General features: G+C 44.0%; 13 protein-coding genes. 1 reads left to right on the top strand and 12 read right to left on the bottom strand.

The features are described 5' to 3' along the window. Window positions 1-6: 6 nt before the first annotated feature. Window positions 7-777, top strand: a complete 771-nt coding sequence (locus tag AC3WJC_RS06285) for a glycosyltransferase family 2 protein (RefSeq protein WP_492398219.1) — start codon at window positions 7-9, stop codon at window positions 775-777. Here the strand turns inward: AC3WJC_RS06285 and AC3WJC_RS06280 are convergent. The 12 genes from AC3WJC_RS06280 to AC3WJC_RS06225 form a co-directional block, all read right to left on the bottom strand. Continuing rightward, window positions 774-1,988 (bottom strand): glycosyltransferase, encoded by a 1,215-nt coding sequence (locus tag AC3WJC_RS06280; protein WP_492398218.1) that lies wholly within the window; start codon window positions 1,986-1,988, stop codon window positions 774-776. The two genes, AC3WJC_RS06285 and AC3WJC_RS06280, sit on opposite strands and share 4 nt — an antisense overlap. Then, entirely contained in the window at window positions 1,988-3,526 is a 1,539-nt protein-coding gene (locus tag AC3WJC_RS06275; RefSeq protein ID WP_492398217.1) for an O-antigen ligase family protein, read from the bottom strand. Before AC3WJC_RS06275 ends, AC3WJC_RS06280 begins: the two co-directional genes overlap by 1 nt. Before the next feature lie 9 nt (window positions 3,527-3,535). Then, window positions 3,536-3,685, bottom strand: coding sequence for a hypothetical protein (locus tag AC3WJC_RS06270; protein ID WP_492398216.1), 150 nt, complete (start codon window positions 3,683-3,685; stop codon window positions 3,536-3,538). Window positions 3,686-3,687: 2 nt separating this feature from the next. Continuing rightward, entirely contained in the window at window positions 3,688-4,866 is a 1,179-nt protein-coding gene (locus tag AC3WJC_RS06265; protein WP_492398215.1) for a glycosyltransferase, read from the bottom strand. An 11-nt stretch (window positions 4,867-4,877) separates the two neighbouring features. Continuing rightward, entirely contained in the window at window positions 4,878-7,034 is a 2,157-nt protein-coding gene (locus AC3WJC_RS06260) for an exopolysaccharide transport family protein (protein ID WP_492398214.1), read from the bottom strand. Between the two features lie 3 nt (window positions 7,035-7,037). Then, entirely contained in the window at window positions 7,038-7,730 is a 693-nt protein-coding gene (locus AC3WJC_RS06255) for a TolC family protein (RefSeq protein WP_492398213.1), read from the bottom strand. A 213-nt stretch (window positions 7,731-7,943) separates the two neighbouring features. Next, window positions 7,944-8,384, bottom strand: a complete 441-nt coding sequence (locus AC3WJC_RS06250; RefSeq protein ID WP_492398212.1) for a QcrA and Rieske domain-containing protein — start codon at window positions 8,382-8,384, stop codon at window positions 7,944-7,946. Between the two features lie 4 nt (window positions 8,385-8,388). Beyond that, complete coding sequence (locus tag AC3WJC_RS06245; RefSeq protein WP_492398211.1) at window positions 8,389-9,330, bottom strand: DUF5777 family beta-barrel protein; 942 nt, start codon at window positions 9,328-9,330, stop codon at window positions 8,389-8,391. Between the two features lie 2 nt (window positions 9,331-9,332). Next, window positions 9,333-9,896: a YceI family protein gene (locus tag AC3WJC_RS06240; RefSeq protein WP_492398210.1), complete on the bottom strand. Its 564-nt coding sequence runs from the start codon at window positions 9,894-9,896 to the stop codon at window positions 9,333-9,335. A gap of 14 nt (window positions 9,897-9,910) precedes the next feature. Further along, complete coding sequence (locus tag AC3WJC_RS06235; RefSeq protein WP_492398209.1) at window positions 9,911-11,116, bottom strand: outer membrane beta-barrel protein; 1,206 nt, start codon at window positions 11,114-11,116, stop codon at window positions 9,911-9,913. Then, window positions 11,116-11,754 carry an RNA polymerase sigma factor gene (locus AC3WJC_RS06230; protein ID WP_492398208.1) on the bottom strand — a complete coding sequence of 213 codons (639 nt, stop codon included), beginning with the start codon at window positions 11,752-11,754 and terminating at the stop codon, window positions 11,116-11,118. Before AC3WJC_RS06230 ends, AC3WJC_RS06235 begins: the two co-directional genes overlap by 1 nt. Window positions 11,755-11,934: 180 nt before the next feature. Then, window positions 11,935-12,717, bottom strand: a complete 783-nt coding sequence (locus tag AC3WJC_RS06225; RefSeq protein WP_492398207.1) for an NIPSNAP family protein — start codon at window positions 12,715-12,717, stop codon at window positions 11,935-11,937. Between the last annotated feature and the right edge of the window lie 14 nt (window positions 12,718-12,731).

The raw sequence follows: 12,731 nt of genomic DNA, 5'->3' as shown, positions 1-12,731 counted from the left end.
CACACTATGTTTAATACCATAACCCTGCTTGTAACCCATTATAACCGCAGCCAGTCGTTACAGCGCCTGTTGCAGGCTTTTGCAAACCAGAACATCAACTTTGCCGATATTGTGGTATCTGACGATGGCAGCCGCCCCGAGCACCAGGACAAATTGCGGGAGCTGGCCGTAACGTACAATTTCAGGCTGATCACCACCCCGAAAAATCGGGGGTTGGGTAACAATATCAACAAGGGTCAGGATGCGGTACAAACGCCATATACACTTTACGTTCAGGAAGATTTTGACCCGTTTCCGGGATATGCCGGGCATTTACAGGACGCGCTGGATCTGTTAAACGAACGCCCGGAGCTGGATATGGCGCGCTTTTACGCTTATTTTAAATATCCTTATTTAAAACCACTGCGTAAGGGTTTCTCGCAAATGATGTTCAGTGTGTGGAAGCCGGGCTACCGTAAGTTTCATGTATACAGTGATCATCCACATTTGAGGCGTACTTCATTTTTCAGCAAATTCGGGCGTTATGCCGAGGGTTTGAAAGGAGACCGCACCGAATTTTTAATGGCGATATCATTCCTGAAAAATAAAGGTAAAGCCATATTTTACGAGGATTTTAAGGGTTTGTTTGACCAGGTAAACCCGGATGATGAACCCTCAACCATGACCCGAAGCGATTTCAGGCAGAGCAATAATCCTTTGATAATTTTCGCGCGGATGATCTATCGCAACATTAAACACAATTATGATCTGGCAACTTTTAAAACCAGGCGCGATTAACGGCTTGGCTTAACGGTATTGATGGCCTTATAAATTTCCTTTACGTTATTTTCCCAGGTATGGGTTGAGGCAAAGGCTACACGCTCCTGCTGTTTTTCGGCTGAATCTTCGCTTAACGCTTTTTTAATGGCGATAACATAATCCTCCTTAGTATCGCACAGGTAAGTATGCTCCTCAAAAACGCTCATGGCCTCGGTGCGGGTGGCAACGGTTGGTTTACCCATAGCAAGATATTCATCTATCTTACGCGGATAATTACCAATGGTTACCTGGTTTACCTTTTGCGGATTAAGGCATACATCAAAAGCGTTAATATACGCCGGTAGCATATTGCCAGGCTTGCCGCCTAAAAAATGTATGTTAGGGATGCTGTGTAGTTTACTTGCCTGAAACTCGTTATCCTCCGGCCCTACCAATACAATACTCCATTCGGGTTTAGTAATGGCTATATTTTCCAGCAGGTCAATATCAAGCCTGATGCTTTGCAGGGCACCAACATAACCGATGATGGGTTTAACGGTATTTTGCAGATCATCCGGAACAGGCAACCCGGTTTGATTGGTAAACATTTCCAGATCACAACCCTGCCCTACATAGAAAGAATTTTTATTGTATTTACCGCAATAGCCGGCCAAATAAGTAGAGTTGGCTACACACAAATCGCTTTTACTAATAATTAAGGGCTCAATACGTTCGCCATGGCGTTTCCAGTAGTCCACGTAAAGCATATAGTCGCGCGAGTAATAGATGCTTACATCGGGCTGCAAAAGCTCTTTAAGGTAAAAGCTTCTGAACATGTCATTATCATTAAACAGGATCACATCCTTAAAACCCAACTGTTTTATAGCCGCGCTGATGGATGCCGCGAAACGTTTATTGTTGATCTTATTTAATATATCATAAATAAAGTTTCCGCGTACCCAGTTGATGGATTCGATCATCTTATCAGGGTACAGGTTCCACAAGTTGTCCTGCAAGGCAATTAGTCCGTTGGCTTCACCCTTAATTACATCTATACGCTTTTGCACTTTAGGATCGTGCTTTTGTTTATAGAGGGTAATACGGTCAAGCGGCGAGTTAATGTACAGCACCCGGTTATGCTTACTGAATTCGAGGGCCAGGTTTTTACAGTTGCTGCCAATCTCAACATCCCAGGGTTGCTGGCCTACAATTACAATATCACGGTTTTGTATGCTATCGTTAACACTCATCAGTACTCATATTTAACAGGTTCCGGTTCAGTAAATTCGTGCGGGCGATGTTTCTCGCGGTCAAGCCGGTAAGTAACGGTTATCAGTGCCGCCGCTATTGAAAACAATATGTTCGACGGATATTGCACCAGCGCTTCCTGCGGGAAGTTGGCTATGTTATAGGCGAAGATCACCAGCGTCATGGCCAGGCAATAGGTTCGCAGTTCGGGGTCTTTAATGCGGTAAAAGTAATTGATCCCTTTTCTGAGGGTGGTAAAAACCATGGTGCAGAAAATAAGCAAACCGATTGGCCCCAATTCAACCGCTACGCGGATGTACCCGCTATCCGGCGGGAAATTAGCAAGGTACGAGCCGGGAGCAAAACGCTTGCCCCAGGTACCGGTTGCCCCTAACCCACCACCAAAGGGATGCGTTTGTATGTAAGGCTGTATTCGTTTCTGGTTGTATTTCCGCAGGTTGTATGAATCATCATTATTGGGCCTGAATGCGGTTTGAAAGCGTACAATATTGGGGTTACTGGTAGGCATATTAATAAGTACCACCAAAAACACCGCGCCCATAATGGCGAATAATAACACCCGCTTATTATAATTCATGATGGCGAACAGCACCATAGCCGCCGGCAGCAATACGTTGGCACCACGTGTACCCGAAAATAGCATGGATTGCAAATAGAGGCACGTAAAAAATATAGCCACTATTTTTTGCCATAACTTGAACTTACCCGCCGCAATGCAAATGCAGATGATCGATACCATAACCATGTTGTAGGCAAACACCACCGGGTCAGAAAATATGGAAAATTTACGCCAGTGGCCGCCTATAAAAAGCAAACTCGCGATCTCCGGGTCAGAATGCAGGTAAGCATCCTCTACAGCCGAAAAGCCAATGTATTCCTGCTTGTACGCGTATAAGGCGGCAACCAGGCCAAGTACCAGCCATAGCTTGACGATAATGCGCACCATACGCAGCGTACGGATGTTATACACAAACACAAAATAACTCAACATTACTATAGCTACCGAACGTATGGTATACACCCAGGCCAACCTTGATTCGGCAGCGGGGTTAACAAATTGCAACACGTTGTAGCCTATCCAAACCAGTATGGCTATGGTTACCGGCCCGCGTAGCATTTCCCAGTTTCGCTCGCGTTTTAGGCGAATCAGCGAGCTGATCATGAGCATAACCTGTAAAGCATCCATCAAAATACCTATAGGGCCTGACACGCCGATACGCATCAGCATAAATAACATAAATGCCATTACCAGTAGCACCAGTATGCCAAACTCAATTGAAACTATGATACCTGCCAAAACCCAGACACCTATAATAGCGGCGAATATTAAGATGCCGAAAACCAAGCCGAACTTGGCAATGCCCGCACTAAAAGCAAGCCCTAAAACAAGGAGTAGTGCAATGCCTACCCAATTATTAAGTTTATCAATAAATAACAGTTTCTTTAGCTTATCAAACAGCCCGTTACCGGTGCTTGCGGCACTTAACGAGTTATCTATTTTAAGCTGAATATTATCCACCGGTATTGATTATAAAAATACGATCTTGATGATTAGCGCGTAGGTACTTAGCGCCGCCAAAACAATGGCCAGCAGGCGTGTTACGCGGTTAACCCTGCGCTGATAGCGGCGTTTGTAACGGTCGCTGTATATTACTTCATCTGCCGGGTCAATACGCATAATTACTTCTCTCCTATTTCGCTGTCGCCCGTGTGGTAATGCTGCGTAGCTACCGAATGCTGGTTAGCCTTGCGTGCCTTAGTTAATGATAATACCTGGTAAAATATAAATTTAGGTATGTTGATCAATGACTGGTAGATACGCTTATCCGTTGGTGATTTGGCCAGTGCTATATAAAAGCCCAGCACAAACAATACAAAAGCTACCAGCCAGGTAAATGCCACCGTTATGCTCAAAAACAAGTTAATAAACATAAACAAGCCCGACAGCAGCAGAAAAATAAACAGCGGCGGCCGCAGTAATATCAAACCGAATAAGAACTGGTTGCGGCTGAGGTTGCTGATGCCCTTACCGATCATGGTAAAGCCAAAGCCAAAATACTTGAACCAGGTATTTATCCAGCGGGAACGCTGTTTAACCAATTGGTCTGACCGGGTAGTTTTTTCATCATACACAATGGCACTTTCGGTAAAGGCGATGCGCAGGTTACGGCCTACTATTTCAGCTTGTAAAACCTTATCAAACCCTGCACCTGATATCACTTTATGTTCAAGGCAATCGCGGTATAACTGCGTGGTAAACGCCATGCCCGATCCTGCCAGTGTAGCTGACGAACCCAAGTTGAATAGCAGCTTACCATCATAAAAATGATAATAAATATCGCGCGCGGCATCTAAACGGGCGTAGGTGGTATCCAGGTTTTTTGCTTCGCGAACGCCCTGCACGGCTAAAAAGCCGGCATCAAACATTTTATTCAGCTCATTAAGATACGATGGATGCACCAGGTTATCACTATCAATAATGGTAACCCGGCTATGCGGGCGGCGAAAGTTGTTAATGGCGTAAAAGTGCGATTTGATATTGTTAGCCAGGGTTTCGGGCGGGCGCAGCACAATAACCCGCTCATCATCAAAATGCAGGTTACTGATGTCGCACTTGTCGGCAACAACATAAACCAGGTAATTTTTATAGTTTACCCTTAGTATAGAGTTAACCACCGCGGGCAATGATGAAGTTTGTTCATAAGCGGTAACAATTATGGCGTAATCAGCCTCGGTAATTGATGATGGATAAAGCTTTTTACGAACAGTGGATGAGAGCAGGTAAAGTATAAAAGGCAACACCAAGTTGTACCCTATTAGTACCTGAATAATTATCCATAAAATTTCAATAACCGCCATATAATGCCTTATTAAGCTTTTTTGTCCGCAGGGTCAGCATCAACCACTTTATTGAGCACCCAACCCCTGAATTTATTTTTTACGGATTTGAGGTACTGAATGTTTGGCTTTTGAGCCTCGGTAAGGTTTTGGCCTGATTCAAACACGGCTATCATCCTATCGGCAATGCCAACCCACTCTTTGGACCGGTTAAGCGTATTAAGGGCTGATGCCTCAATTATAATTAGATCATACACCTGTTTCAGTGCTTCCATTTTTTCCTTTACCTCATGCTCGGGACGTATCTCAAATAAAGAGACATCTCCGCCGCGGTTGCCCCATACGGTAAGCATTCCGGCGGTGGCTTCGGTACCTGTTACTTTACCTGTCAGATAATCTTCAAGGTAAGCAGCAGGTTTGGTCATGCTGGTAATACCGGAATCCTCAAAATTACCGTCAATCAACAATACACGTTTATTAATAACAGCCTGTGAGTAAGCCAAACTCACCGCGATAACTGTTTTACCTTCGTTGGCTTTAAGGCTGTTTACCAGCAGTATCTTTTCGCCCTGCATTTCATTATCAATCTCGTATCGTAACGAGCGAAGAAGGTTTTTAAAGGTGCGTGTATTGCTGTCGCCATCATTACTATCCCAAAGCTTTTTAAAGTCGATCACTTTGTTATCCAGCAAATTAAGATAACCCAGCACCGGTATTTTGGTACGGTTGGCCAGTTCTTTAGGTGCTTTAACGGTATTATCTAAAAAGAACAGCGTAAACAATATCACAATACAAACCGCGAACGAGCCTACACCGGCCAGTATAACCAGCAACATTTTTTTGGATGGCTGCGCTACACCCGGCATTGCGGCTAATACTTGTTTAAGGGTTACCGACATGCTGGCTTCCATGCTTACCTGATTGTATTTGGCAAGCAGGGTAAGGTACTCTTCCTGCGCTATATCAATCGCTTTTTCATAGGAGCCGATAACCGCCTCATGTGGTACCAGGTTGTCAAACCGTTTGTTAAGGCGGCCAAGTTCCTTGTCTATAGAATTTCTGCTGTTTTTAGCAACTACATTGGCTGTTTGCAGCTCCTGCTTTGAGGTAACGAGTTCCTGCTTGGCCGATAGCGGGTTAAGAATATATTTATCTGATGATAAGCGTATTTTTGATGCTATAATATTATTAAGTGAATCAACACGTTGCTTGTAAGCGGGATCGAAATTGCTTTCAATATAGGCGTTGTTGGCGGCGTTAAGCTGTTTATCCAGTTCTGTTATCTGGGAGTTAACCCGCGTCATGGAACTTTCAACGTACTGCCTGTCTGCCGGGTCAAAACTCTGGTCTATCCTGCGGATGGCCGCGCCGGTTGATACCACGTCCTTCTCGTTCTCCTGCCTGCGAGTTTCATAATCAGAAAGTTGGCCGTATAAACTCCGTGCCTGCTCGGTGAGGCTGAATACGCGGTTTTTGATCTTGTATTGTTTAAGCGAATCACTCATCGCGCGCAGCGAGTCCTGTTTATTTTGCAGCAGTTTGCCCAAAAAGGTAGCCGCTTTACGCTGATTTTCTTTGACGATGAAGGTATAATAGTTTATAAACTCCTTACATAAGGTGTTCACTACAAAGGCTGTAAGCTCGGGATTTTCGGCATCAAACTGAATGTTTATAAAATCACTGTTTTCCAGGCGGTAAATAGACAAGGTTTTAAGCAGCGATTGGTCATCATACCGCATAGATTCTATTACCTTATTCAGCCCGTTCTGATCCCGGTCAAACAGCGAAAGCTCCTGCCGGTTTTTGTACAAGCGGCTGTAAACCTCAATGGCGTGTTTGCGGGCATCGGGGTTAAGGTCTTCCAACAACTTACTTGATTTTCGGAAAGGCCTGCCGCTGGTGAGGTCATGCAGCATTAACTGGTATGATACCTGGTCGAGTATGCGGGTGGAGCGCAGCATTTGCACCAGGTTGCTGAATTCCTGGCTTATTTTTGATTCCTGCGGCTGCTCTGTACTCAATACCTGCTGGGTTGGGTCAACAATACCGGTGGCCAATTGCGCGGTTGAGGTAAATACATCAGGCTGATTACGCACCAAAAAATAAGTAATAACAACGGCTATTACAGGTACGGCAATAAGGGTGTACTTATGTTTAAGCAGTAATCTAAAAAATTTACCGAATTCCATGTATTATTTTATGTTTTCCAGCTTTTCGCCCAATATTTCTTCCAGGTCAGCCTTTGAGATAAACACATTAGCCTCCGACTCTATTTTTTGCGTGCGGCGCTCCGTAAGCTGCACCAGGGCGGTGTTAAAGGTTTCATACTTAACCTCACCCTTTTTATAACGATACTCGATATCCTTTATACCGTTCTCTACTTCCTGCCATGCGCGGGTTTGCGTTTTTAACTGGCCAAGGCGCTGTATGTATAAATAATACCTGCGCTTTACCTCGGCGGTGAGGGTTAGTGTATACTCATCACGTTCGCTTTCGGCTAACCGGCGTTCAATTTTAGCGCGCTTAATGTTCATGGGGGTACGTAGTATAGTACCCAGGTTTATAAAAACACCCAATTGCAGGCCCTGAAAAAAACGGGTACCCGGGTTTGCCGGATCAACCACCGTTACATTTTCAGGCTGATAAATGTAGGATAGACTCAAAGCATCAAAAACAGAGACGGAAGCTATAGACACATTGGCTTTAGCGATGTCAACCCGGCTTTGGTAGGTTTTAACACGCGGATAGTTTTGCCTGGCCACATTAACCAGCTTATCAACATATACTTCCGATATATCCTGTACTATGCTTTCCTGCGCCATTACCCGGTAATGCTGTAAAATCAAAAACAGAAAAGCAAATACTGAAAGTACCTTTATTTTCATTAAACGCGTTTTATAAATTAATTGACCGCAATATAACCCAAAGCGGTAAATATCACTGAAAATTGCTGCAAAGTTGCGGCAGCAAGCTGTTTTTCCAGATACCTATATACGTATAATTTGAAATTAAGTTTGCTATTTAAACCACCCCTAACGCATAAAGCCCATACCTTATTAAGGCACAGGCTTTATAACACACAGAACTCAGATTAATATTTAGGCCGATACGGTTAAGGTATTGCCGTTAATATCAATTTTATATTGCTTTAAAGCGGTAGTAGCCGGCCCAACCAATACAGCGCCGGCATTACTGAACTGGCTGCCATGGTTAGGGCAAATAAACCTACCTTGGGAGTTATTATAATTTATTGACGTACCCTGATGCGTACAAGCTACCTGCACGGCGGTGAATGAGCTTTCGTTATTGCCGGCTGCGGTTCTTACCAATATTACGCCGTTTGATACCTTTGACTGCCCTACCGAAGTAAGCTCACTGTTCAGGTTAACGCTGAATAAGTTGCCGTCATCATCGCCGTCATCCGGTTTATCCGGTGTCGGATCGGTACTTTTTGAGCTGCCACAGGCGGCTACACCACAACCTACACAAACCGCGGCAAAGCCGATGCCCAGTTTCGATAAAAATTCTTTTCTTTCCATTGCGTTAATAATTTGATTGTTTTTTGTTTTTATTTTTTGGTCCGAGATCGAACATGCGTGATATGGTAAAGCCTATGCGGTATTGCCCCTTGCCCCAGCTCGATTCGGTATCGCTCAGATAGTTCATTTCTGATATGGCCTTGGCATTAGAAAAGTTGAGCGTAAATACGTGGCCGCCGGTTTCAACCTCAAGCCCTACACCCAGCGGGTCATAAAATTTGGGATTGGTGCTGTTATTCCGAAACGAAGAAAATGGATGCGCGTAATCAACTACTATACCTAAGCGCTTGGTAAACTTATACCTTGCCGCGGCGCTGATGGCCAGGTAATCCTTTTCGTTACCGTTGATGAATGGGAACGGCAGGTTGTTACGCACAAATGTGGGCGATACCAATAACGAAAAACTTGATGAAAATTTACGGGCAATGATAGCCTGCGCCATATAATTAAGGCGATTTGTATAATCATCAAAAACATCCGTACTAACACTGTAAGGCTTTAGCCCTGTCTTACCCGCTATAGCAAGCGAAAAAGGCATACTATCATCAGCCTTTTGATGCAAAACGGCATATTTAAAACCGGCCTCAATTAATTGCTCAAACTTGCTGCGGCCAAACTGCAGGTCGAGGTTATCGGTAAGGCCGTACTCAAACCCGATAAATATATCGCTCGAGTTATCTAAGCCATATAGTGTTGAGCCGCCGCCCTCGCTGCCCGCTATATCACCAAAACGGTGGGTAACCAAAAAATTGAGGTTATGCTTTTTTACCGTTTCGGTAGTTTGCGTAAAAATAAGCCGGGTAGCCTTAAAGGTGGCAATAACGTCTTCATGCTTATCATCAGCCGTTAATGATGACATTACCGCATCGGCCGACGAGGTATCCGTTTGCGCCTTGAGTGTGTGGCCTGCCAGGAGCATAGCCAGTACGATACATACTTTTTTCATGATTATTTTGTGGGGGTTTTGTTGTAAGCCGTATAATTGGCCGATACCGTTATTTTCAGGGTTTCGGCTATCTTCTGGAAAACCAGTTTGGGTATGTCTATCTTATGGTCGGCGCATTTTACCATAAACTCCGAGGTAATGGTTACTCTACCGTTATTCACTATTATTTTGCCTTTAATAGCGCGCTGCTGTTTTACGCCATGCACATCCAGTACGCCGGTAGCGGTTACCGGGTAAGTGCCGTTTACGGTTACATCGGGTTTTTCGGCAACGGTTCCTTTAAATGCGGCCTGCGGATATTTATCGCTCTCCATATAATTCTCATTAAAATGCTCCTGCATTAATGATTTCTGAAACTTGAAAGACCGTATGGGCACGTTAAACGCCAGCTCGCCACTGGCGGCATTGTATACTGATTTACCTTCAGTTGACGCGCCTTCAATGTTCTCCATAGGTGCCTCTGAGTACAGGGTTACCGAGGCATTTTTGCTAACATAAAGCGCAGAGGGGGCCTGCTGACCAAGCAATCCGCTTGTCAGGGCAATTAAAATCAATAAATGTTTCATGTTTTTTTAGTTTTTCATGGGCTTAAATTCCATGTTACTCCGGCGGCTATACCTAAACTTTGCAGGCGTACTTCGCTATACCCTATATCTGTAAGGGGCAGCTTCATAAATGGCTGTATCGCTACACCTACCCTTTGGTTAAGTTGCCGCTGATAAGTAGCCTGCAGGTTTAGTACACCTAATATATGTTTGTTTTGATTTGATACATTGTACGAGGCCGGCCCTTGCACATAACCGCTGCTATTATCAGCATAAGTAAAGCTGTACTTCTCATTCAGCATAAACCATGATGACAGGCCTGCACCCAGGCTAAAACTGTTTTGTTTTTTATTATAAAACTTATAATCAACATTCAGCGGAATATCCAAAACCCTGCAATCAGCCATAACATTGGTTGGGTTAACCGCGAACTGGTAAACCGTATGGTATTGGCTAAACCTTACATTATACGGTTTGTATGAATATGCCGCACCCGTACTTATTGTAAGTTTGCTGTTGAGTTTCAAGCTGAGCAATACACCCGCATTAACCCCTGTACTACCCTTGCTGAATGCGCCCACGCCATTAACATCGGGCGCTGCAAACACATTAAGTGCAAACACCGGCCCCCTGCCGAATGCTCTTTCCTTTACCGGGACAATCGTTTTACCTTTATCAACATTTATAGCGGTATCAACATATTGGCTGGCTATTTCTTTGGTCTGTATTAAATTATTGGTATCAAGCGGAGGAACATCTTCTACTTGAACAATAATCACATCCTCAACCGGTTTATTAATATCCCTGGCTATAAGTTTCTTTTTATCAGCATCAAATAATAAAGGAGAAGCTGCCGGTTCAGAACTATGTTTTCGGTATATGGTTCCGGCTGTAGTACCCCCACGTACAGGCAACCCGGCTAAGCTGTCTCCTTTATCTACAACCAATGGCACTTCGTCTCTCGCGCTCATCTCCCGTTTCGGCTGTGTATTTTTAGCCATGGCTGTAGTTTGTTGTTGTTTTTTGTTAACACGCGGCATCAGCCACCACATACCCAACGCTATCAGTAACATGGCCGCAATAGTGCCCGCAATACGCATCCACATCACAATTGGCTTGCGCTCCATATTCAGCATGTCCTCCATTACGTTCCAATCCTGCTCACGAAAATCTACCTCATCATGGTTGTGCATGGCGTTACTGAATAACTCGTCCAATTTTTTATCCTTATCCTGATCCATCACCTTAAAAAATTGTTGAGCACGTAATTGGTATGTAAATATGTTCCGTTCATGGCTACTATAGGCGCGTATTGTACACCAGCTCCGTAATTTCCGTTATCATTTTTATCTGACTCCTGTATCATCAGCTTTAGCTTTTGCCGGGCCTTATGCAGGTTTGATTTTGATGCCCCTGTACTGATCTCCAGCATACCGGCAATTTCCTCATGGCTATAACCTTCAATAGCGAATAAGTTAAAAACCAGGCGGTACGCACGCGGCAAGCGCTGTATCATCCCCAGCAGGTCATCGTAATGCAGCCGCTTATCAGCCATATCCACATCACTTATGTGCTCTGCCTTATCCAATTCCTCGGCAACAACCATACGTGCCGATGCCCTGTAATGGTCAATAGCCGTATTGGTTACTATCTTACCCAGCCATATTTTAAAAGGCCGGCTTTCATCATAATTCTTTAAATATTTAAATACTTTAAAAAAAGCCTGGTTCATGATACCGGCTGCTTCATCTCTGTCCTTTGCGTAACGCAGGCAAATGGCCATAGCATAGCTGTAATATACTTTGTACAACTCCTTTTGGCACTGCCGGTTATCTTTTACACAACCTTCAATCAGTTCCTGTAAGTTTCTTTCTGCCATAAATTGGGGGGTGGGGCCGATCCTATTTATTCTACTACAAATATTGCATAATTAATCACTTACAGTTAAATGTATACCACACATTTTAATCTGTTTATAAGCAATTACGACCGGTTTGAGGCATGGGTTGCCTCGGCAGATAATTATTTTTAAGAATTTTTAATAAGTGCCGTTATCTCACTAATAATCAGAGTATTCAAGCGGGTATAAAAAAACTATTTCATTGCGTGATACATTGTTTTTATACTCCTCTTTAGCTGAAAGCACTTTCCAAACAGGGTCTGTGCCAAAGGCATCCCAGTGTTTGTCCCTATCCTGGCGGTTGTTAAAGGTGGTCATGTACATCAGGTTGGGCATACGTGCACCTGAAAGCACCTGCGAATAAAATACCGCGTTAAAGCCAAGCCTTTTAAACAGGGCTATTTCATCGCCCTTATTAAACATATCCACCTTGTTCTGGTGATATTTTTCGGTAGCGCTTTCGTAGCTGCGCAGCTCATATACACGCTCGCTCTTAGGCGATTTTAATGATGGCACTTCGGGTTTAGGCATGCCTTCAAACGCTTTCAGCAATATATTTTCGATACGGTTATAGGGCGAGCCGTTGTAGGGCGCGTTAAGGTAGGCGGCACCATCAGTCATATATTTTTGATCGGTGGCTAAACGCAAGTCTATTTCTTCCAGCTTGTTCAGTCCTTTTAAGGGGATAAATACATATACCCGCTTGTCGGCCGTATCCTGCGCTTGGGTGGCAAATACGCCTACCTTTTTAATGCCGTAACGGTGCAACGCCGGTACATACGCCTTTTCCAGATACCGGTTAAGCTGCTCAAACTGAGCTGCCGTTTTATAGTGATACACCTTTAACTGGTAGTAGCTAACATCCTTAGCTGATGTATTAAAAGCGGTTAACAAACAAACTATCGCCACAAAAGCGGCCTTATAATATTTAGCGGTATACATCAGTTACTATTTAT

The organism is Mucilaginibacter sp. FW306-07-L (assembly GCF_058782065.1).
The sequence above is the reverse complement of the archived record's forward strand: the minus strand, read 5'-3'. Positions and strand labels throughout refer to the sequence as shown.